This window comes from Chromobacterium haemolyticum (genome assembly GCF_009936155.1).
GTDB classification, from domain to species: domain Bacteria; phylum Pseudomonadota; class Gammaproteobacteria; order Burkholderiales; family Chromobacteriaceae; genus Chromobacterium; species Chromobacterium haemolyticum.
Genome location: NZ_AP019312.1, coordinates 4,250,900 through 4,272,094, shown reverse-complemented (window position 1 = coordinate 4,272,094; position 21,195 = coordinate 4,250,900). Strand labels below are relative to the sequence as shown.

Below are 21,195 nucleotides of genomic sequence, written 5' to 3'. Positions count from 1 at the left end.
GCAACCAAAAAGTCAGGGCACAGAGGAGTCCGCTACTCGTGAACAATATCGGCAAAAACATCGCGATATGGGTCATCATCGGTTTGGTACTGATGACGGTATTCAATCAGTTCAACAAGCGTCAGGATACCCAGAATCAGCTTGAATATTCGCAGTTCATCAGCGATGTCGAGTCCGGCAAGGTCCAGTCCCTGACCATAGAAGGCCACCCGCTGCGCGGGCAATGGCTGAAAGGCAAGCTGACCGACGGCTCCGCGTTCAGCACCTACGCCCCTTACGACCCGCAACTGGTCGACGATCTGATCAAGAACAACGTTCGTTTCTCCGCCAAGCCGGAAGAGGAACCGTCAATGCTGATGAATATTTTCATCAGCTGGTTCCCGATGCTGCTGCTGATCGGCGTATGGGTGTTCTTCATGCGTCAGATGCAGGGCGGTGGCAAGGGCGGCGCGTTCTCCTTCGGCAAGAGCAAGGCCAGAATGCTGGACCAGGACGCCAATACCGTTACTTTCGCTGACGTCGCCGGTTGCGACGAAGCCAAGGAAGAAGTGAAGGAGATCGTCGATTATCTGCGCGACCCTTCCCGCTACCAGAGCCTGGGCGGTCGCATTCCGCGCGGCATCTTGCTGGCCGGCTCGCCTGGTACCGGTAAGACCTTGCTGGCCAAGGCCATCGCCGGAGAAGCCAAGGTGCCGTTCTTCAGCATTTCCGGCTCCGACTTCGTTGAAATGTTCGTCGGCGTGGGCGCGGCCCGCGTGCGCGACATGTTCGAGCAGGCCAAGAAGAACTCGCCGTGCATCATCTTCATCGACGAAATCGACGCGGTTGGTCGTCAACGCGGCGCCGGTTTGGGCGGCGGCAACGACGAGCGAGAACAGACGCTGAACCAACTTCTGGTGGAAATGGACGGTTTCGACACCAATTCCACCGTGATCGTGATCGCCGCGACCAACCGTCCGGACGTGCTGGACCCTGCGCTGCAGCGTCCGGGCCGTTTCGACCGTCAGGTGGTGGTTCCGCTGCCCGATATCCGCGGCCGCGAACAGATTCTGGGCGTGCATATGCGCAAAGTGCCGATCGCCGCCGATGTCAACGCCGAGGTGATCGCGCGCGGCACGCCGGGTTTCTCCGGCGCCGACCTCGCCAACCTGATCAACGAAGCCGCCTTGTTCGCCGCGCGTCGCAACAAGCGCCTGGTGGACATGGAAGACCTCGAGTCCGCCAAGGACAAGATCATGATGGGCGCAGAGCGCCGCAGCATGGTGATGACCGACGAAGAGAAGCGCAACACCGCTTACCACGAGTCCGGCCACGCAGTCGTCGCCAAGCTCTTGCCCAAGGCGGACCCGGTGCACAAGGTCACCATCATCCCGCGCGGCCGCGCGCTGGGCGTGACCATGCAGTTGCCGGAGCAGGACCGCTTCGCCTATGACCGAGGTTATCTGCTGGACCGCATCGCCATCTTGTTCGGCGGCCGCATCGCGGAAGAGCTGTTCATGAATCAGATGACCACCGGCGCTTCCAACGACTTCGAGCGCGCCACGCAAATGGCGCGCGACATGGTGACCCGCTACGGCATGAGCGACAAGCTGGGCCCGATGGTGTACGGCGAGAACGAGGGCGAAGTCTTCCTCGGCCGCTCCATCACTACCCACAAAAACCTGTCTGAAGCCACCATGCAGCAGGTAGACGCTGAAATCCGCCGCATTATCGACGAGCAATACGCGCTGGCGCGCCGCTTGCTGGAAGAGAACCGCGACAAAGTCGAGGCGATGACCGCCGCGCTGCTGGAATGGGAAACCATCGATGCGGATCAGATCAACGACCTGATGGACGGCAAGCCGCCGCGTCCGCCCAAGCCTGGCTCTGGTTTCGCGGCCAAGCCGCAGGAAGACAAACCGACGCCGCCGGCCGCCGAGCCGACCGCCGATCCGGCCCAGGAAGTCTGAGTCTCTCAGTCATCAAGCCGGGCAAGCCTTGACAGGCTTGCCCGGCTTTTTTGCGACAACACCCCTCCATCCATGAGCGTAGTTCAGATCATGAAACCCTCTTTGCAATGCGGGCGCTTCACGCTCGATCTGTCCCGTCCCCTGGTGATGGGCATTCTGAACGTCACCCCGGACTCCTTTTCCGACGGCGGGCGTTTCAACGCCTTGGACCAGGCGCTGCGCCACGCCGAGCAAATGCTGGCGGACGGCGCGGCCATTCTCGATATCGGCGGCGAGTCGACACGACCGAACGCGCCTCATGTCAGCCCTGAACAGGAAATGGAGCGGGTGCTGCCGGTGTTGGAGCGTTTGCGAGAGCTAGGCGCGCCGCTGTCGCTGGACACGCGGCGCACTGTGGTCATGCGCGAGGCGCTGGCCATGGGCGCGGTGGATCTGGTCAACGATGTGTCTGCGTTGGAAGACGCGGGCGCGTTGGAGTTGGTGGCGGCTTCGGATGCCGCAATTTGTCTGATGCACAAGCAAGGCAACCCGGACACGATGCAGGATCGGCCGGAATACGCTGACGTGGTGGCTGAAGTGGCCGGCTATCTGGCGCGCCGCGTCCAGCTTTGTCTGGATGCCGGTATCGCCCGTGGCAGGCTGCTGGTTGACCCTGGCTTTGGTTTCGGCAAGACGCTGGAACACAATCTGGCCTTGCTGCGCGGGCTGCCGGAGATTGAACGCGCCGCCGGCGCGCCGTTACTGGTGGGTTTGAGCCGCAAATCCATGCTGGGCGCGATCACTGGCGAAGCCGTGCCCGCGGAGCGGTTGGGCGCCAGCGTGGCCGCGGCGCTGGAGTCGGCGCGGCGCGGCGCACGCATCATTCGCGTGCACGACGTCAAGGCCACGCGCCAGGCCTTGCAAGTGCTGGCCGCCTTGGAAAGTTTGAACTGAAAGGGGTGTCTGGCGCACAATAGCCGGCGTAGCGATTACAGCGGTTGGCCAGAAGCCGGCCGGATTCGAGAGAGAAACATGAGCCGTAAATACTTTGGCACCGATGGCGTGCGCGGCGAGGTCGGTCAATTCCCGATCACGCCTGAATTCGTGATGAAACTGGGCTATGCCGCCGGCCGCGTTTTGGTCGACCACGACAAGGCGCATCGTCCTACGGTCTTGATCGGCAAAGATACCCGGATTTCCGGCTATATGCTGGAAGCGGCGCTGCAAGCCGGCTTTTCCGCCGCCGGCGTCAATGTGCTGCTGACCGGCCCGTTGCCGACGCCGGGCATCGCCTACCTGACCCGCGCGCTGCGCCTCGAGGCCGGGGTGATGATCTCCGCTTCGCATAATCCCTTCCAGGATAACGGCATCAAGTTCTTCGCCGAAGGCGGCAAGAAGCTGGACGATGCCGTTGAGTTGGAAATCGAGGCGATGCTGGAGCAGCCGATGGCGACCAATCCGTCCGAACAATTGGGCCGGGTGCGTCGCATCGAGGGCGCGGTGGAGCGCTACATCGAGTTCTGCAAGAGCAGCTTTCCCAACGATCGCGATCTCAAGGGCTTGAAGCTGGTGGTGGATTGCGCCCACGGCGCCACTTACCACGTAGCGCCCAAGGTGTTCCATGAACTGGGCGCGGAGGTGGTCACCATCGGCGGCGAGCCGGACGGCTACAACATCAACGAGAAGGTGGGCGCCACCTATCCCAAGACTTTGCAGGTAGCGGTGCTGGAGCACCACGCCGACTACGGCATCGCGCTGGATGGCGATGGCGACCGGCTGATCATGGTGGACCGCGAAGGCACCGTGTACGACGGCGATCAGCTGATCTATGTGATCGCCAAGGCGCGCGCGGCCAGGGGCGAGCTCAAGGGCGGCGTGGTCGGCACGGTGATGACCAATCTGGCGATGGAGCTGGCGCTGAACAAACAGGGCGTGGCCTTCGGCCGCGCCAAGGTGGGCGACCGCTATGTGCTGGAAATGCTGCATGGCAAGGGTTGGCAGGTGGGCGGGGAAGCTTCCGGCCATATCTTGTGCCTGGACTGTCACTCAACCGGCGACGGCATCATTTCCAGCCTGCAAGTGCTGGCTAGCCTGACGGATCTGGGCATGAGCCTGGCCGACGCCTGCAGCGACTGGCAGCCGTATCCGCAGACGCTGATCAATGTTCGCCATAACGGCTGCGATTGGAAGAGCGCTTCCGCGGCGTCGCTGGCCGCTGCCGAGCAGGCTTTGCAAGGCCGCGGCCGCGTGGTGTTGCGTCCGTCCGGCACTGAGCCGGTAGTGAGGGTGATGGTGGAAGCCGACGACAAGGCTCTGGCCGATCAGTGGGCGCAGTCCATTGCGGCGGCGATCCAGAGCGTCGCCTGATTGCCACAGCCGGCAAGTGCCGGCATCAGCATGAAAACGCCATACATTGTTTGTTTGGCGTTTTTTTATTGCCTGGATTTGGAAAGATGCGGAGCTTACTGTTTTCAGGAAAAACATACAGATAGCGACTTTGCGTGCAACTGTATCTAATGACATCTTTTTGTCATTGCGCTCTGGTTAGAATCAGCGCTCCTTACGCTTGTGATGAACCCAGACCATGAAAACAGCAACAGCATTCAGGACCTTGAGCCCTATCGCCATGGCAGTGGCGTTGGCGACTCCGGCCTTGGCCCAGGCCGCTTGCGGCGCCGCCGGCGCCACTTTAATCCATGATGTGCAGGGCCGCGTCGTCGGAAGCCCGATGCAGGGCAAGACCGTCACTGTGGAAGGCGTCGTCAGCGGTGCTTTCACCGGGGCCGGGCAATTGCGAGGCTTCTACCTGCAAGAAGAGGTGCGGGATCAGGATGCCGACCCGACCACCTCGGAAGGCATCTTCGTGTTTCTCGGCAATCTGGCGGCGCCGACGCTTAAACCCGGCGATGTGGTGCGCGTCACTGGCAAGGTGTCCGAGTACAGCCGCAAGGGCGACGCCGCCAGCGAAACCCAGATCACCCCGTCCACGATCGCCGCGGTGGAGCAGTGCGCTTACAGCGAGCCCTTGAGCTACGCCACGCTGCGGCTGCCCTTGCAATCCAGCGCTCAGCTGGAGGCGCTGGCCGGCATGGCCGTGCGCCTGGAAGGACCGGTCTACGTCGCCGCCAATTACGACTATGGCCGCTACGGCGAGTTGACGTTGTCCAGCCGGCCGCGCTTGTGGACCGCCACCCAGCGCTTCCTGCCCGGCAGCGCCGAGGCCAAGGCGCTGAGCGAGGCCAATCAGCTGGACAAGCTGACCCTGGACGACGGCCTGCAGATCCAGAACGCCGACGCCTGGCTGCCGGCGCCCGGCGGCCTGTCCGCCAGCCGCACCCTGCGCAGCGGCGACCGCCTGGACGGCGTGACCGGCGTGGTCAGCTACGCCTTTGGCAAATATCGGCTGCAACCGCTGGCTGCGCCGAGCGTGGTGGCCAGTAATCCGCGCCCAGGCGCGCCCAAGCGCCAGCCGGAGAGCGTGCGCTTCGCCAGTTTCAATGTGCTCAACTTCTTTAATGGCGACGGCCAAGGCAAGGGTTTCCCGACGCCGCGCGGCGCCAAGACTCAGCAGGATTTCGAGCGCCAACGCGCCAAGATCGTGGCCGCGATTCGTCAATTGGACGCTGATGTGGTAGGCCTGATGGAAATCGAGAATGATGGCTTCGACCGCTACTCGGCGATTCAGGACTTGGTGAATGCGCTAAATCAGGGCCAACCCCAGCCCAAGCAATATCAATTCGCCAACCCCGGCCTGCCGCAAGTGGGCAGCGACGCGATCACCACCGGCCTGATCTACCGTCCGACCGTGGTGACGGCGGAGGGCAAGGCCGAGGTGAGGGTGGTAGGCAATCCGCAGAAGAATCGGCCGGCCTTGTTGCAGACTTTTGTGCTGGACGCCAAGAGCAAGACCCGGGTCACCGTGGCGGTCAACCATCTGAAGTCCAAGGGCAGCAGCTGCGCGGACATGGTAGTGGACGGGCAGGCCGACGTGGATAAGGGCGACGGTCAGGGCAATTGCAATCTGACCCGGGTGCAGGCGGTGCGCGATCTGATGGCGTGGTACGCCACCCGTCCGCAGCCCGGCCCTAACGATGGCATGCTATTGCTGGGCGATATGAATTCCTACGCCAAAGAAGATCCAATCCGCGCCTTTGAAAGCGCGGGCTTCAATAATCTGCTGGCGCGTTGGAGCCGCGATGCCTATTCCTATGTATTCAACGGTGAATCCGGCAACCTGGACCATGCCTTGGCCGATAAGCCGCTGAGCTCCATGGTGCTGGCCGCCGGGGAGTGGCACATCAACGCCGATGAGCCGACGGCGCTGGAGTACAGCAGCGAGTTCAAGAGCGCGGAGCAGCAGCAGAAATACTACGCGGCGGACGCTTACCGTTCTTCGGATCATGATCCCTTGTACGTCGACGTGGCGCGTCGCGGCAACGCGGTGGCGGCAGCGGACGAAGGCGGCCTGGCGTTGCTGCTGGGCTTGGGCGCATTAGGAGCGACGGCGCTGTGGCGCCGCAAGCGCTGAAGACCCTGGCCGGCCGGCTGCAGCTGGGTTTATGCCTCGTCGTCCTGCTGCCGCTGGCCTCGCCTTGGGGCGCGGGGGCGCTGGCGTGGCGTTTCGAGCCTTGGAACGCCGAGGAGTGGTGGCGGGCGCTGAGCGGCGGCTGGGTGCATGCCGACGCGCGCCACGCCTGCTTAAACAGCGCGGCGCTGGCTGTGCTGGCCTGCTTGGGGCAGGGACGGGCGTCGCTGCTGCTGGGGTTGGCGCTGGCGGCGCCGCCGCTAATCGCCGTCATGCAGTGGCTGTGGCCGACGCCGCAGGCTTTTGTCGGCGCATCCGGCCTGGTTTATTGCTGGTGGGCGGCGCTGGCAGTGACGCAGCCGCGCTGGCGCGGCTTGTGGCTGGCCGCCCTGCTGGCCCGGCTGGTGTGGCAAAGCCTGTTTCCAGGCAACTGGAGCGGCGGCGAGCCGGTCTTGACGTCGGCGCATTGGAGCGGCGCGGTCTTGGGTATGTTGGCCGCCTGCGGCTGGCTGCGCCGGGCTCAGTTATTGACGACGCGCGGCACTCTCGGCGCCACTGCGCACATCAGTTCGTAGCCCAAAGTGCCCGCGCCGGCGGCGACTTGTTCTATCGGCACTTGAGGGCCCCACAGTTCAACCCGGCTGCCAATGCCGGCTTGAGGCAGTGCGCTCAGGTCCACCGCCAGCATGTCCATGGATACCCGGCCGACGATGCCGCTGGGCAGGCCATCCACCGCGACCGGCGTGCCGTTGTCGGCGATGCGCGGATAGCCGTCGGCGTAGCCGCAAGCGACGATGCCGACGCGCATGTCGCGTTCGGCCACCAGGCGTCGGCCGTAGCCGACGGCGTCGCCGGCTGGCACCTTTTGCACCGCGATGACCCGGCTGCTCAGCGTCATCGCTGCCTGTAGGCCCAAGCCGGCGGCGTCGATGTCGGCGAAGGGAGAACAGCCGTAGAGCACGATGCCGGGCCGCACGATGGCGCCGTGGGTATGCGGGTGGCGGAACAGCGCGGCGGAGTTGGCGGCGCTGACCGGCAGCGCGCTGGGCGCGATCAAGGGCTGGAAGCGCCCCCATTGTTCGGCGACGCCGTAGTCGTCGTCGGCGGTGGCGAAGTGGGTCATCAGCGCATCGACGCGCGCGCCGGGTTGAGCGCGCAATTGCGCGAGCGCGGCGGGGGCCTCCGCCGGGGTGAAGCCCAGCCGGTTCATGCCGCTATTGATCTTCAGCCAAACGGAAACCGGCTGTTTGGCGGAACCTTTGGCCAGCCAGCTTATCTGTTGTTGGGAATGTACCGCGCCGCCTAGCCGGTAATGCGCCATCGCCGCGGCTTCCTCGGCGTCGAAAGCGCCTTCCAGCAGTACGATGTCCTGTTGGATGCCGGCTTCGCGCAAGCGGACGGCGTCCTCGATATTGAGCAGGGCGAAGCCGTCGGCGACATCGGCCAAGGCTTGGACCGCATCCAGCAGTCCATGGCCGTAGGCATTGGCCTTGAGCACGGCGTACGCCTTGGCTTGAGGGGCCTGGGCGCGGGAAAGCAGGTAGTTGTGGCGGATGGCGGCGCGGTGGATTTCCACCTGGATAGGGCGAGTCATGTCAAGAAAGTCTGCGTTGGAGGTGTGCTATTATAAGCCCCTGGTGATGTACCCCGATAACGCAGCCGCGCCAGGATCGTCCTGAACGGAGACATGGCGGCAAGCGGAACAAAATGGACACTCTGCAAATACTTCTCGATTTTTTCACTGGCTACGGCTATGTCGCCGTATTCACCGTGTTGCTGGTATGCGGTTTCGGCGTGCCGATTCCCGAAGACATCACCTTGGTGGCCGGCGGCATTATTTCCGGCCTAGGCTACACCAATGTGCATTGGATGTTTCTCGTCGGCATGGCCGGGGTGCTGGCAGGCGACGGCATCATGTTCACCGCCGGGCGAGTGTTTGGCAACCGGGTGCTGAAGTTCCGGCCCATCGCGCGGATACTGACTCAAGAGCGTTTTGAAGCGGTGCAGGAGAAGTTCGAAAAGTACGGCAATTGGGTATTGTTCGTCGCCCGTTTTCTACCGGGACTGCGCTCTCCCATCTTCATTACCGCCGGCATGACTCGCCGCATCTCCTACTGGCGTTTCTTGCTGATGGACGGCTTCGCCGCGCTGATCTCGGTGCCGGTATGGGTGTATCTGGGCTATTACGGCGCCGCCAACCGCGAGTGGTTGATGACCATGGTGCATCGCGGGCAGGCCGGCATTCTGGCGGTGGTGGCCGCCTTGCTGCTGGGCGTGGCCTTCGTCTGGATGCGCCGCCGTCGTCAGCATCAGTGCGTGAAGAAATAAGCCCGCGCCATCCAATGAAAAAAGCTTCCCTGGGGAAGCTTTTTTTACGTCCTTGCACAGCAGGGGTTCAACCCACTTGCAAGAGCTCCACCTCGAACACCAGAGTGGCGTTGGGAGGAATCACGCCGCCGGCGCCGCGCGCGCCGTAGCCCAGCTCGGCCGGGATGGTCAGCTTGCGTTTGCCGCCCACTTTCATGCCGGCCACGCCTTGGTCCCAGCCCTTGATCACATAGCCGGCGCCCAGCGGGAAGCTGAACGGCTGGAAACGATCCTTGCTGGAATCGAACTTGGTGCCGTCGGTCAGCCAGCCAGTGTAGTGCACGGTGACTTCCTGGCCGCTGACGGCTTCGGCGCCGTCGCCGATCGCCAGTTCTTCGATAATCAGTTCGCTCATGAGATGTCCTTTCGCGCAAGCGCGGGATGAGGCCCGGCCCGGCGGCGCGAAGCGCGGCGCGCGCCAAGGGCCGTGGCAATCGCGGGATTATAGCAGCCGGACGGCCAGCTTGTGTTTTGCGACGCGTGGCGTATAACGGTAAGGATGCGGGGGCTGCCTCGCATCGTATCCTTGAGGGGGACTTGTCATGGACGCGACTCACGATATCCCGCGCGATCGCCCGGTTGCGCGCAGGGTGGAAACCTCCCGGCCGTTGCAATGGCTGAAAAAAGGCTTCCGCGATTTTCAAAAAGCCCCGGCCGACTGCCTGTTTTACGGCGCGGTATTCGTATTGATGGGGTATTTGCTGACCTTGTACTCCGAACACTCTCCTGAGCTGATCATCACCTTCGCCACCATTTTCCTGTTGGCCGGCCCCTTTCTGGCGATAGGTCTGTACGACATCGCCAAGCAGATGGAGGCTTTCGACGGTCATGGACGGGTCAAGCTGGCGCACAGCATGGCGGCCTGGCGCGTCAACTTGCCGGCTTTCACCTTGTACGCGGCCTTGCTGGCGGTGCTGGTGTTCGGCTGGTTCCGGGTGTCCTTGCTGATGTTCGCGCTGTTCTACGACACCGCCGCCTTGCCATCCTTGAACGACATTGTGGTCAATGCCTTCAATCCGGACAATCTCGCCTTCCTGGTGGCTTACTTCGCGGTGGGCTTCCTGTTTGCTCAGGTGGTATTTTCGGTCAGCGTGGTCTCTATCCCCTTGATGCTGGATAAGGAAGTGGACACCGTCACCGCCATGATCGCCAGCGTGCAGGCGGTGCTGAAGAATCTGCTGACGATGGGCATATGGGCGGCTATCATTGTGACGCTGAGCGCGGTGGGCTTTGCGACTTATTTCCTGGGCCTGATCATCATCATGCCGGTTCTGGCGCTGGCCAGCTGGCATGCTTACCGCGATTTGATCACTTTCGAGAGATGACTGAATAGCCGATGACCCACTCCGTCGTGTTTCTTGACCGGGACAGCTTGCCTGTCCCGGTTCCGCTTTTGCCGTTCCCGTCCGAATATCACGAGTTCCCCTCCACCAGCGTCGAAGACGCGGCGATAAATTGCTCGGGGGCGGACATCGTCATCACCAACAAGGTGCCGTTGCGTCGGGAAACCCTGGAGCAATTGCCCGGGCTTAAGCTGGTGGCGGTGGCCGCCACGGGCTACAACCATATCGACCTGGACGCCTGTCGCGAGCTGGGCATCGCGGTCTGCAATATCCGTCATTATGGCGACGACACCGTGGCCGAACACGCGCTGACCCTGATGCTGGCCCTGGCCAAGAACCTGCCGGCTTATCAGCGCGACGTCGCCGCAGGGGTGTGGCAGCAATCGAGACAGTTCTGCCATTTCGGCGCGCCGATCCGCGATTTGCGCGGCGCGACCCTGGGGATTGTCGGCGCGGGCGGTATTGGCCTGCGCTTGGCGGAGATGGCCGGCGCGCTTGGCATGGAAGTGTTGTTCGTCGAGCGCAAAGGCGCGAAGGTGTTGCGCTCCGGTCATGTGGCTTTTGCCGAGGCCTTGGCGCAGGCCGATGTGATTTCGCTGCATTGCCCGCTGACCGAGGAAACCCGGGACTTGATCGCCCAGCCGGAGCTGATGCTGATGAAGCCCGGCGCCTTGTTGATCAACACCGCGCGCGGGGGCCTGGTTAACGAGGAGGACCTGGTGGCCGCGCTGAAATACGGGCAACTGGGCGGAGCCGGTTTCGACGTGCTGAGCGAAGAGCCGCCGGTACATGGCAACCCTCTGTTGAAAACCCGCTTGCCCAATTTGATTGTCACCCCTCATGTGGGCTGGGCCAGCCGGCAGGCGATGGAGCGTCTGGCCGCGCAGCTGGTGGACAATATCGCGGCCTTTGTAGCTGGGATAGAGCGCAACCGTTTGTTGTGAGACGCGTTCGTTTCAGGCTTCAAGCCGGCGAAGGCCGGCTTTTTTAATGATTCATTTTAAATATTATATTTATATAAATGATTCAATATTTTATTTGTTGTTAACTGTTGAAAAACTATTTGCATTTTGTTTATTGTGGGAATAGCATGAAGCTGCTCTTCTGGCTTTGCCAGTACGAGCTGCCCCGCTTGATCGCCGTGGAGGGTTTCCCCCCACGGCTCTTTTTTTGCCTGTCGCCGGGCAATGCAAAACGCCCGGCTGAGCCGGGCGTTGGTCATGAGCAAGCGCTTCTCGGGCGTGCGGCGTCAGTCTGGGATGTCATTAGGGTTGATGCGGGGCTGTTCCTCCGCTCCCATGCCCAACTTGCCGCGAATACAGCCTATGTAGCGGTTCACGTCCGGTCCGCCGCCATGGCGCTGAGCATGCCAGATCATTTCGCCGAGACAATCCATCATCGCGTGCTGAGCCAGATGTTCGCTGCCGTGGCGCAGCGCCAGCTGGGCGTACAAGGAGCGGATGCCGAAGGGCTGGTCGATGGAGCGTTGTTCCTCAATAGCCACATGCAGGCCCAGGTGCAGGAAGGGATTGCTCTGGCCCATTTCCGGAGTCCACTCCTGTTCCATATACTGTTCCGGCCGATCCAGAATGGCGTGATACTCCGGGTGGTCTATAAGAATGGGGAGCACCATTTTTTCCAGATCGGACAAGTCCGTCCCGGATTTGGATTTCTGCCAGGTGTCGAAGAAGAAGCGCCGGGCGTCCTGCCGGCTGGGATTGAACAACATCGGATAGTGCCTGAGTGGATTCTCGGGAGCGCTCATTATACGAGACGGAGGTGGCCATGACCACGCTTTACGACTTCACCGCCGCGCGCATAGACGGCAGCGAACAGCCGCTGTCGGCGTACACCGGTCAAGTGACGTTGGTGGTGAATACCGCCAGCGAGTGCGGCTACACCCGGCAGTACGCCGGCTTGCAGGATTTGCAGCAAGGCTTGGGCGGCCGCGGGCTGGTTGTGCTGGGATTCCCCTGCAATCAGTTCGGCGGCCAGGAGCCGGGCGACGAGGCCGAGATCGAGCGTTTTTGCCGGACGCGCTTCGAGGTGGATTTCCCCATGTTCGCGAAGGTGGAGGTTAACGGGCCGCGGGCTCATCCGCTGTGGCGCTGGCTGACTCAAGCAGACTCCACCCATCCACACCCGGTGAAGTGGAACTTCACCAAATTCCTGATCGATGCGAAGGGAAGGGTGGTCAAGCGTTACGAGCCGGCGGTGGAGCCGCACGAGTTGCTGGAGGATATCGAGGCTTTATTGCCGCGAGCCGGCTGAGAGCCTGTTCAAAGACTACCGCGCTGCGTGATGCGTGGCCCGGCGGGTACGTGCTCAGAACGTGTTCATGATCTCTCTCTGGCCGGAGAGCTTTTGAACAGGCGCTGACGCCCGCCGCTTGCGACGGGCGTGAGAGGGGATCAGAGGCGGCGGAAAATGACGTCCCACACGCCGTGGCCCAGTTTGATGCCGCGGGCCTCGAACTTGGTCAGCGGGCGGTAGTCCGGGCGTGGCGCGTAGCCATCGGCGGTATTGACCAGCTGCGGCTGGCTGCTGAACACGTCCATGATTTGCAAGGCGTAGTCTTCCCAATCGGTGGCGGCGTGCAGGTAGCCGCCCGGCTTGAGCTTGGTGATCAGCTTCTCCACCAGCGGCGCCTGGATCAAGCGCCGTTTGTTGTGGCGTTTCTTGTGCCAGGGGTCGGGGAAGAAAATATGCACTCCATCCAGGCTGCCGTCGGCCAGCATGTGATCCAGCACTTCCACCGCGTCGTGTCGGATGATGCGCAGATTGCTCAATTCTTTTTCCGCGATCAGCTTGCACAGATTGCCGACGCCGGGAGAGTGCACTTCCACGCCCAGGTAGTCTTGATCCGGATTGGCGGCGGCGATTTCGGCGGTGGCGCCGCCCATGCCAAAGCCGATCTCCAGAATTTTGGGCGCGGCGCGGCCGAAGGCCTGCTCCAGATCGATGCGCTCGGGGCGGTATTCTATGCCCCAGCGCGGCATGCCTTCGTCCATCGCGCGTTGCTGGCCGGGGGACAGATGGCCTTGGCGCAGGACGAAGCTGCGGATGGCGCGTTGAAATGCCGGATTTTCCATAGAGAAGCCTGCTGAAAACTCAAAAAAACCGCGATGTTACCGAATCTTGGCCGCCGAGGCGAGTGCGACGGCGATGCGTTCCGGCGCTTGGGCCAGCGCCGCCAGGTAGACGGCAGTGTCGGGCCAGCGGAGTACCGGCAGCAATTCCCGGCGCAAACGCCTGTTGTCCAACTGCCTGGACTCCATCATATACGACCATAGACCAGCGGAGACTCGGGCGCGGACTTCCTCGCGCGGCAGCAAGGGCGGCAAGACCAGGTCCAGCGTGGCGGCGAGCCGGCGGTACCATTCGCTGATTGGAAGCGGCTGATCGTCGCTGGCGTTGTATACGCGAGGGCCGCCGCGGCATTGCCGCAATGCCGCCACGCAGGCGGCGGCAAGGTCGTCGGCGTGGATGTGATTGCTCCAGCTGTCCTCTTCCGGGCGGATCAGCGGCGTTTGCGAGGCGAAACGGCTCAACGGAAGGCGATTGTCGGCGTAGATGCCCGGTGCGCGCAACACGGTCAGTTGACTGCCGTGGGCTGCGGCAAAGCTTCGCAATTGGGTTTCGGCGTCCAAGCGTCGGAAGGCGCGATCGTTGTGCGGGCGAGGACGGGCGCCTTCATCCAGCAAAGCGCCATCGGCATTGCCGTACACGCCGCTGGTGCTGATATAGACTAGGCGCTGTGGTATCCTGCAACCTTTTGCCAACGCAGACAACAACTTGCGCATGCGCAAGTCCTTGCGGCCGGTTTCCTGGGGGGGAGCGGTCAGCAGCAGATCGTCGGCCAGGCCGGCCAATCGGCGCAAAGTGACGGGGTTGTCCAGATCGCCCCGGATGGGCGTGACGCCCTGCCGGCGCAGCGCTTCGGCGCTCGCGCTTGAGCGGCATAGCGCCAGCACTCGCCAGCGGCGGGTCAGTTCCGGCAAAGCGCGGCGCGCGACATCGCCGGCGCCGATGATCATCAGGGTTCGCATGATGCGCATTTTAGCCAGATATTGAGTAGAGGAAACAGATGACAGCGCAGGTGAAAGTGCTCCCCAGCGGGCATACATTTGGCGTCGAGCCGCATGAAACCGTATTGGAAGCGGCTTTGCGTCAGGGAGTGGGCCTGCCCTACGGCTGCCGTGACGGGGCATGCGGCGCCTGCAAAGGCAAGGTAGTGGATGGCGAAGTGAGCCAGGATGGTTTCCAGGAAAAAGCCCTGACCGAGGCCGAACGCGCCCAAGGGCTGGCTCTGTTCTGTTGCGCCCGCCCTCAGGGCGACATCACCATCGAGGCTCGCGAAGTGGCTGGAGCGGGCGATATCCAGATCAAGACCTTGCCGTGCCGTGTAGAGAAAATCGAGAAAATCCACGACGTGGCGGTGCTCAAGCTCAAGTTGCCGGTATCGGAGCGCCTGCAGTTCAAGGCTGGTCAATACATCGACATCCTGATGAAGGATGGAAAGAAGCGCAGCTTCTCCATCGCCAACGCGCCGCATGACGACGCTTTTCTAGAGTTGCACATCCGTCATCAACCTGGCGGTTCGTTCTCCGACTACGTGTTCAGTCAGATGAAGGAACGCGAAATCATGCGCTTCAAGGGCCCGCTGGGCTCCTTCTTCCTGCGCGAGGATTCCGACAAGCCCATCCTCTTCGTGGCCAGCGGCACCGGCTTCGCCCCGGTCAAGGGCATTATCGAGCATGCGATCCACAGCGGAATCCAGCGCGAGATGGTGTTCTATTGGGGCGCGCGGACCAAGGCCGACCTCTATATGGCGGAACTGGCCGGGGCCTGGCAGGCGCAGAACCCCAACATCACCTTCATACCGGTATTGTCCGACGCGCTGCCGACAGACGAGTGGGCGGGCCGTACCGGCTTCGTTCATCAGGCGGTGCTGGAGGATTTCGAAAATTTGTCCGGCTATCAGGTTTACGCTTGCGGCGCGCCGCTGATGGTGGAGGCCGCGCACGGCAGCTTCACGCGCGAACGCGGCTTGCCGGAGGATGAATTCTTTTCCGACGCGTTTTTCCTGTCCAAGGATATGGGCGGCAGCAAGTGAGCGCATCGGCTCGACGTGGATGACGAGCGCCAATTTTTGAGATGGAACGGATCCGGACTGTATCGCTTTTCGAGCAACTGTAATGATATAAGTTGCTGATTTTTAGGAAATGAGCCCCTGGCTAGAGCCAGGGGCTTTTTATTTGTCTTGCATCAAATTTGTGAGGCATGCCATTTGATTTGGGTCAATGGGCGGGCGCCCCAACTGGCTAAGATGAGGGTCAAGAAACCTATATGGGGCGTGGCCCCGGAAAAGGAGTGGCGATGGAACTTCTGACTCTGCTTCTCTCCGACGATGTCGGCATTTTAAGCTTGGTGACCATTGTGGTGACTACCCTGGTGGTGCTAGGCGCTCTGGTGGCGATTTTCAAGAACGTGAAAAAGCCGGAGTGAGCGTCTGAGCAAACAGCATGTGTTTATCCTCTTGATGTGTGTGTTGGTGGATGCGGTGGTGGGCCGCATCCACTTTTTTTTTTGCGTTTTACGCCTTGTTCTTGATCCCGCGTTCTTTTATCGCTTATCACGTCGATAGGCGCTTGTCTTGATTTCTGCTTGCCGGAATATCCCCTTTCTGAATTGTCTCCCGCAATATTTCACGCAGTAATAATTAATAATTATTTAAAAGAAAAGTAAGCAAATATTTTGTGCGCTGCACATTTTATTATTTTGTCATTCTTATGGGTGAGTTCTATAAAGCTTTTGTTCTATTGCCATAGTGGGTGAGATAGGGCAGGGGAAGCTATTTGATGCAGGTCAAACGGATGTTCGACTGTTCTGGCGATCACTAAATCCGAGGTATACCATTGTCTCAGATGATAAGAATTTAATTATATAACAACAGATTTGCAGGTTAATGTACTCTCACGGAGAACGAAAATGTCTACGGAAACTGAAACCCAAGGCGGCGGCGCTCCCAAGCTCAAGCTTGGCGCGCTGACCGCTCTGGTGGTGGGCTCCATGATCGGTGGCGGCATCTTCTCGCTGCCTCAGAACATGGCGGCGGGTGCCGGAGCCGGCGCTATCTTGATCGGTTGGGTGATTACCTTCTTCGGGATGTTGACTCTGGCATTTGCCTTCCAGATGCTGGCCAACCGCAAGCCGGAAGTTGAAGGCGGCGTTTATGGCTACGCCAAGGCGGGTTTCGGCAACTACATGGGCTTCAACTCGGCTTGGGGTTACTGGATTTCAGCCTGGATCGGCAACGTATCCTATTTTGTGGTGATGTTCTCGGCGCTGGCCTTCTGGTTTCCTGTGTTCGGCGAGGGCAATACCACCACCGCCATCGTCTGCGCATCCATCCTGTTGTGGGCCTTGCACTTCCTAGTGCTGCGCGGCGTGCACGGCGCTGCCTTCATCAACACCATCACCACCGTAGCCAAACTGGTCCCGCTGGCGTTGTTCATTCTGCTGGTTATCTTCGCCTTCAAAGTGGATACCTTTAACCTGGATTTCTGGGGCTCGACCAAACTCGGCTCGGTTGTCGACCAAGTGAAGAGCACCATGTTGGTGACGGTATGGGTGTTCATCGGCATCGAAGGCGCATCGATGTTCTCCAGCCGTGCGGAAAACATGAAAGAAGTGGGCAAGGCCACTGTGATTGGTTTCCTGCTGACCATCGCCTTGCTGGTTGCGGTGTCTGTGCTGTCGCTGGGCGTCATGACCCAGGCTGAACTGGCCGCGCTGAAAAACCCGTCCACCGCCTATGTGCTGGAAAAAGCCATCGGTCCATGGGGCGCCAACTTGATGAACGCCGGTCTGGTGATCTCCGTGGGCGGCGCGTTGTTGGCTTGGACGCTGCTGGCTTCCGAAGCGCCCTACCTGGCAGGCAAGGACGGCGTGATGCCCAAGGTATTCGGCACCACCAACGCCAATGGTTCTCCGGCCGCCTCGCTGTGGCTGACCAACGGTCTGATCCAACTGTTCCTGATCATCACGCTGTTCAGTTCCGCGGGCTACCTGGCGCTGCTGTCGCTGGCCACCTCGATGATTCTGATTCCCTACCTGCTGTGCGCCGGCTATGCCTTGCTGGTGGCCAAGCGCGGCGAGGGCTACGCCCAGGGCGAGTCCAGCGGCAAAGAGTTCGGCATCGCCACCATCGCTTCGGTCTACGGCATCTGGCTGATCTACGCCGCCGGCCTGAAGTACCTGTTCCTGTCGATGGTGCTGTACGCTCCGGGTCTGCTGTTCTACCTGTGGGCTCGCAAGGAACGCGGCGAGAAAGCGTTCACCGGTCCGGAAGCGATACTGGCTGCGCTGATCGTGGTGGCGGGTTTGTTCGCCGGCTACGAGTTGCTCACCGGAGCGCTGACGCTCTAAGTCGGATTTAGAAGTAAGAAGATTACCGGAGGCGCGCGAGATCCTCGGGCCTCCACCAGCTCCCCCAATATCATTAAGGAGTTTGTCATGACCAAGTTTGGTGTTCATTCCGAGTGTGGCAAGTTGCGAACTGTGATGGTGTGCCGTCCCGGCCTGGCGCATAAGCGCCTGACCCCGGACAACTGCCACGGCCTGCTGTTCGACGACGTCATCTGGGTAGAGCGCGCACAGAAAGACCACGCCTACATGGTTGAGCAAATGCGCTCCCGCGGCATCGAAGTGGTGGAAGTGCACGATGCGCTGGCCAAAGTATTGGACGACAAGGCCTCCCGCGCCTGGATTCTGGATCGCAAGGTCAAGGCCGACAACGTAGGTATCGGCATGTTGCGCGACCTGCGCAGCTGGCTGGACGAAATGCCTTCGTCGCAACTGGCCGAGCATCTGGTGGGCGGCATCGCCAAGTTCGAACTGCCGTTTGATCCGAAAGGCCTGTTCGGCGGCTATCTGGACCAGTCTGAATTCGTACTGCCGCCGGTGCCTAACAGCCTGTTCCAGCGTGACCCGTCTTGCTGGATCTATGAAGGCGTCACGTTGAACCCGATGTACTGGCCGGCGCGCCGTCAGGAAACCCTGATCCTGCAATCCATCTACAAATTCCACCCGATGTTCGCCGGCAAGGTGAAAGTATGGTGGGGCGATTGCGACCAGGAACACGGCCCGGCCACGCTGGAAGGCGGCGACGTGATGCCGATCGGCAACGGCGTGGTCCTGATCGGCATGGGAGAACGCACCAGCCCGCAGGCGGTGGTGCAAGTGGCCAAGCGCGTGCTGGGCAAGGAAGGCGGCGCCACTCGCGTGATCGCTTGCCAGATGCCTAAGTCCCGCGCGGCGATGCACCTGGACACCGTGTTCAGCTTCCTCGACATCGACCTGCTGTCGCTGTTCCCGGACGTGGTGGACGACATTACATGCACCAGCATGTACGCCGGCGACCGCGAAGGCGAAATCCGCTTCGAACGCCATGAGGGCGTGCACCTGGTGGAAGTGGTGCGCCAGGCGCTGGGTCTCAAGGAAATCCGCGTGATCCAGACCGGCGGCGACGCTTACCAGCGCGAACGCGAACAGTGGGACGACGGCAACAACGTGGTGGCGCTGGATCGCCGCGTGGTCGTGGCTTACGACCGCAACACCTACACCAACCGCCTGATGCGCGAGCACGGCGTGGAAGTGATCGAGATTCCGGCTTCCGAGCTGGGCCGCGGCCGCGGCGGCGGTCACTGCATGACTTGCCCGATCACTCGAGACGAAGTGAAAGTGTAATTCGGCTGTAGTGTCCCGGCCGCGGGCGCGGCCGGGAGGACAACTCAAAATTCATGTGCAAAAAGACAGGTTGACCGCCGGTTTCCCCGGAAACGACGGCCGGCTTGCCCAGACTCTAATCAGGAGCAATATCATGGCTTTCAATCTGCGCAACCGTAACTTCCTCCGCATGCTGGACTTCACCCCGCGCGAAATCCGCTACATGCTCGACCTGGCCCGCGACCTGAAGCGCGCCAAGTACACCGGCACCGAACAGCAGCACCTGAAGGGCAAGAACATCGCCCTGATCTTTGAAAAAACCTCGACCCGCACCCGCTGCGCGTTTGAAGTGGCCTGCTACGACCAGGGCGCCAACGTGACTTACCTTGGGCCGTCCGGTTCGCAAATCGGCATCAAGGAATCGATGAAGGACACCGCCCGCGTGTTGGGCCGGATGTACGACGCGATCGAATACCGCGGCTTCGACCAGCACATGGTGGAGACCGAATTGGCCAAGTTCGCCGGCGTGCCGGTGTACAACGGCCTGACCGATGAATGGCACCCGACCCAGATGCTGGCCGATGTGCTGACCATGTGGGAAAACAGCGATAAGCCTATCTCCCAGATCAGCTACACCTACCTGGGCGACGCCCGCAACAATATGGGCAACTCCCTGCTGGTGATCGGCGCCAAATTAGGCATGGACGTGCGCATCGGCGCGCCCAAGCACCTGTGGCCGACCGACGAGTTGGTGGCGCAGTGTCGTGAAATCGCCGCCAAGACCGGCGCGCGCATCACGCTGACCGAAGACGCCAAAGCCGCGGTCAAAGGCACCGACTTCATCCACACCGACGTATGGGTGTCCATGGGCGAGCCGGCCGAAGTCTGGGCCGAACGCATCAAGCTGCTGAAGCCTTACCAAGTGAACGCCGCGCTGATGGCCGCCGCCGAAAACCCGCAAGTGAAGTTCATGCACTGCCTGCCGGCCTACCACAACAGCGAAACCAAGGTGGGCAAGGAAATCGCCGCGCAGTATCCGGACCTGGCCAACGGCATTGAAGTGACCGAGGACGTGTTCGAGTCCGAAGCCTGCATCGCCTTCGAACAGGCCGAGAACCGCATGCACACCATCAAGGCCATCCTGGTGGCCACGCTGGGCGATTGATCCGGTCTTAGGCATCCCTAGCTGCACTTTTGCCGGCCAAGGCTTCCCTGACCGGGAACCTTGGCCGGTTTCACATCAAGAACGCGGCTCGCCGTCGCAGACGGCGGGCGCGGCAATAGCGAGGAACAGAATATGCGAGTCGTCGTAGCTCTGGGCGGCAATGCCCTGCAACGTCGCGGCGAGGCCATGACCGCCGACAATCAGCGCGCCAACGTCAAAGTGGCCGCCGAACAACTGGCCGGCGTGACCCGGCTGGGCCACAACCTGGTGATGTGCCACGGCAACGGGCCGCAAGTGGGCCTGCTGGGCCTGCAGAACGATGCTTATGCCCGCCATGTGGACGAAAAAGTGACGCCCTATCCGCTGGATGTGCTGGGCGCGCAGACCGAAGGCATGATCGGCTACATGGTTGAGCAGGAACTCGGCAATGTGTTGCCGTTCGAAGTGCCCATCGCCACCATCCTGACCCAGACCGAAGTGGACGCCAAGGACCCGGCGTTCAAGAACCCGACCAAGTTTGTCGGCCCGGTCTACAGCAAGGAAGAAGCCAACAAGCTGGCGGCGGAAAAAGGCTGGACGGTGAAGGCCGACGGCGAATACTTCCGCCGCGTGGTGCCCAGCCCGAAACCGAAGCGCATCTTCGAAATGCGCCCGATCAAATGGCTGATCGAAAAAGGCGTGGTGGTGATCGCGGCCGGCGGCGGCGGCATTCCCACCATGTACGAGGGCGACAAGCTGGTGGGCGTGGAAGCGGTGATCGACAAGGATCTGGCCTCTGCCTTGCTGGCGCGTGAAATCGACGCTGACTACTTCGTGATCGCCACCGACGTGAAGAGCGTGTTTGTCGGTTGGGGCACGCCGGAAGCCAAGGCGATCAAGCAGGCGCATCCGGACGAAATGGACAAGCTGGGCTTCGCTGCCGGATCGATGGGCCCGAAAGTGGAGGCCGCTTGCGAATTCGCCCGCCTGACCGGCAAGAAAGCGGTGATCGGCGCCTTGGAAGACATCGAGAAAATCGTCAAGGGCGAGGCCGGCACCGTGATTTCCACCGAGAAGGCCGGCATCAGCTGGTATTGATGTCGCCGGTGCTTAGCCAAGCGTCAAGGGCTGCCGTCAGGCAGCCCTTTTTGTCGTCTA

Annotated in this window: 21 protein-coding genes; 15 read left to right on the top strand and 6 right to left on the bottom strand. The window is 61.5% G+C overall.

The genetic code is table 11. From position 1 onward, the window contains the following. Nucleotides 1-38 precede the first annotated feature (38 nt). The 5 genes from ftsH to GYH29_RS19670 all read left to right on the top strand — a co-directional run bounded on the left by ftsH (nucleotide 39) and on the right by GYH29_RS19670 (nucleotide 7,028). The gene (gene ftsH / locus GYH29_RS19690; RefSeq protein ID WP_161524278.1) at nucleotides 39-1,949 is read left to right on the top strand and encodes an ATP-dependent zinc metalloprotease FtsH; all 1,911 of its coding nucleotides are present in this window, start codon (nucleotides 39-41) and stop codon (nucleotides 1,947-1,949) included. Nucleotides 1,950-2,039: 90 nt separating this feature from the next. Further along, entirely contained in the window at nucleotides 2,040-2,882 is an 843-nt protein-coding gene (gene folP / locus GYH29_RS19685; protein ID WP_039755206.1) for a dihydropteroate synthase, read from the top strand. Between the two features lie 78 nt (nucleotides 2,883-2,960). Continuing rightward, the gene (glmM, locus tag GYH29_RS19680; RefSeq protein WP_019101987.1) at nucleotides 2,961-4,295 is read left to right on the top strand and encodes a phosphoglucosamine mutase; all 1,335 of its coding nucleotides are present in this window, start codon (nucleotides 2,961-2,963) and stop codon (nucleotides 4,293-4,295) included. Nucleotides 4,296-4,539: 244 nt separating this feature from the next. Beyond that, nucleotides 4,540-6,456, top strand: coding sequence for an ExeM/NucH family extracellular endonuclease (locus GYH29_RS19675; protein ID WP_161524277.1), 1,917 nt, complete (start codon nucleotides 4,540-4,542; stop codon nucleotides 6,454-6,456). Next, complete coding sequence (locus GYH29_RS19670; RefSeq protein WP_161524276.1) at nucleotides 6,438-7,028, top strand: rhomboid family intramembrane serine protease; 591 nt, start codon at nucleotides 6,438-6,440, stop codon at nucleotides 7,026-7,028. Before GYH29_RS19675 ends, GYH29_RS19670 begins: the two co-directional genes overlap by 19 nt. On the opposite strand, the gene alr is transcribed toward GYH29_RS19670, so the two are convergent. Continuing rightward, nucleotides 6,974-8,047 carry an alanine racemase gene (alr, locus tag GYH29_RS19665; RefSeq protein WP_161524275.1) on the bottom strand — a complete coding sequence of 358 codons (1,074 nt, stop codon included), beginning with the start codon at nucleotides 8,045-8,047 and terminating at the stop codon, nucleotides 6,974-6,976. The two genes, GYH29_RS19670 and alr, sit on opposite strands and share 55 nt — an antisense overlap. Before the next feature lie 113 nt (nucleotides 8,048-8,160). On the opposite strand from alr, the gene GYH29_RS19660 reads away from it, so the two are divergent. Next, nucleotides 8,161-8,781, top strand: coding sequence for a DedA family protein (locus GYH29_RS19660; RefSeq protein ID WP_019101991.1), 621 nt, complete (start codon nucleotides 8,161-8,163; stop codon nucleotides 8,779-8,781). Between the two features lie 67 nt (nucleotides 8,782-8,848). On the opposite strand, the gene GYH29_RS19655 is transcribed toward GYH29_RS19660, so the two are convergent. After that, the gene (locus GYH29_RS19655) at nucleotides 8,849-9,175 is read right to left on the bottom strand and encodes an FKBP-type peptidyl-prolyl cis-trans isomerase (RefSeq protein ID WP_019101992.1); all 327 of its coding nucleotides are present in this window, start codon (nucleotides 9,173-9,175) and stop codon (nucleotides 8,849-8,851) included. A 187-nt stretch (nucleotides 9,176-9,362) separates the two neighbouring features. Between GYH29_RS19655 and GYH29_RS19650 the strand changes: the two genes are divergently transcribed. Beyond that, nucleotides 9,363-10,145, top strand: a complete 783-nt coding sequence (locus GYH29_RS19650; protein WP_043591313.1) for a DUF2189 domain-containing protein — start codon at nucleotides 9,363-9,365, stop codon at nucleotides 10,143-10,145. An 11-nt stretch (nucleotides 10,146-10,156) separates the two neighbouring features. Next, the gene (locus GYH29_RS19645; protein WP_161524274.1) at nucleotides 10,157-11,107 is read left to right on the top strand and encodes a D-2-hydroxyacid dehydrogenase; all 951 of its coding nucleotides are present in this window, start codon (nucleotides 10,157-10,159) and stop codon (nucleotides 11,105-11,107) included. Nucleotides 11,108-11,163: 56 nt separating this feature from the next. On the opposite strand, the gene GYH29_RS19640 is transcribed toward GYH29_RS19645, so the two are convergent. Both GYH29_RS19640 and GYH29_RS19635 read right to left on the bottom strand, forming a co-directional pair. After that, nucleotides 11,164-11,385 (bottom strand): hypothetical protein, encoded by a 222-nt coding sequence (locus GYH29_RS19640; RefSeq protein WP_141113091.1) that lies wholly within the window; start codon nucleotides 11,383-11,385, stop codon nucleotides 11,164-11,166. Nucleotides 11,386-11,412: 27 nt separating this feature from the next. Then, nucleotides 11,413-11,892: a DUF1841 family protein gene (locus GYH29_RS19635; RefSeq protein WP_043591312.1), complete on the bottom strand. Its 480-nt coding sequence runs from the start codon at nucleotides 11,890-11,892 to the stop codon at nucleotides 11,413-11,415. A 56-nt stretch (nucleotides 11,893-11,948) separates the two neighbouring features. Here GYH29_RS19635 and GYH29_RS19630 point away from each other — a divergent pair, with 56 nt between their 5' ends. Further along, complete coding sequence (locus tag GYH29_RS19630; RefSeq protein WP_019103852.1) at nucleotides 11,949-12,434, top strand: glutathione peroxidase; 486 nt, start codon at nucleotides 11,949-11,951, stop codon at nucleotides 12,432-12,434. A gap of 140 nt (nucleotides 12,435-12,574) precedes the next feature. Here the strand turns inward: GYH29_RS19630 and trmB are convergent, their stop codons facing one another. Then, a complete protein-coding gene (trmB, locus tag GYH29_RS19625) occupies nucleotides 12,575-13,255 on the bottom strand; it encodes a tRNA (guanosine(46)-N7)-methyltransferase TrmB (protein ID WP_043637849.1) in 681 nt (226 codons plus the stop codon). 36 nt (nucleotides 13,256-13,291) lie between these two features. Continuing rightward, nucleotides 13,292-14,212 carry an NAD-dependent epimerase/dehydratase family protein gene (locus GYH29_RS19620; RefSeq protein ID WP_161524273.1) on the bottom strand — a complete coding sequence of 307 codons (921 nt, stop codon included), beginning with the start codon at nucleotides 14,210-14,212 and terminating at the stop codon, nucleotides 13,292-13,294. Between the two features lie 38 nt (nucleotides 14,213-14,250). On the opposite strand from GYH29_RS19620, the gene GYH29_RS19615 reads away from it, so the two are divergent. The 6 genes from GYH29_RS19615 (at nucleotide 14,251) to arcC (ending at nucleotide 21,135) form a co-directional block, all read left to right on the top strand. After that, nucleotides 14,251-15,279: a CDP-6-deoxy-delta-3,4-glucoseen reductase gene (locus GYH29_RS19615; RefSeq protein ID WP_043637847.1), complete on the top strand. Its 1,029-nt coding sequence runs from the start codon at nucleotides 14,251-14,253 to the stop codon at nucleotides 15,277-15,279. A gap of 263 nt (nucleotides 15,280-15,542) precedes the next feature. Continuing rightward, nucleotides 15,543-15,671, top strand: a complete 129-nt coding sequence (locus tag GYH29_RS19610) for a DUF3149 domain-containing protein (RefSeq protein WP_019103856.1) — start codon at nucleotides 15,543-15,545, stop codon at nucleotides 15,669-15,671. A gap of 483 nt (nucleotides 15,672-16,154) precedes the next feature. Next, nucleotides 16,155-17,594: an arginine-ornithine antiporter gene (gene arcD, locus GYH29_RS19605; protein WP_161524272.1), complete on the top strand. Its 1,440-nt coding sequence runs from the start codon at nucleotides 16,155-16,157 to the stop codon at nucleotides 17,592-17,594. 87 nt (nucleotides 17,595-17,681) lie between these two features. Beyond that, nucleotides 17,682-18,914, top strand: a complete 1,233-nt coding sequence (locus GYH29_RS19600; protein ID WP_019103858.1) for an arginine deiminase — start codon at nucleotides 17,682-17,684, stop codon at nucleotides 18,912-18,914. Nucleotides 18,915-19,047: 133 nt separating this feature from the next. After that, the gene (locus GYH29_RS19595; protein WP_019103859.1) at nucleotides 19,048-20,058 is read left to right on the top strand and encodes an ornithine carbamoyltransferase; all 1,011 of its coding nucleotides are present in this window, start codon (nucleotides 19,048-19,050) and stop codon (nucleotides 20,056-20,058) included. 132 nt (nucleotides 20,059-20,190) lie between these two features. Continuing rightward, complete coding sequence (arcC, locus tag GYH29_RS19590) at nucleotides 20,191-21,135, top strand: carbamate kinase (protein WP_161524271.1); 945 nt, start codon at nucleotides 20,191-20,193, stop codon at nucleotides 21,133-21,135. Nucleotides 21,136-21,195: the final 60 nt, after the last annotated feature.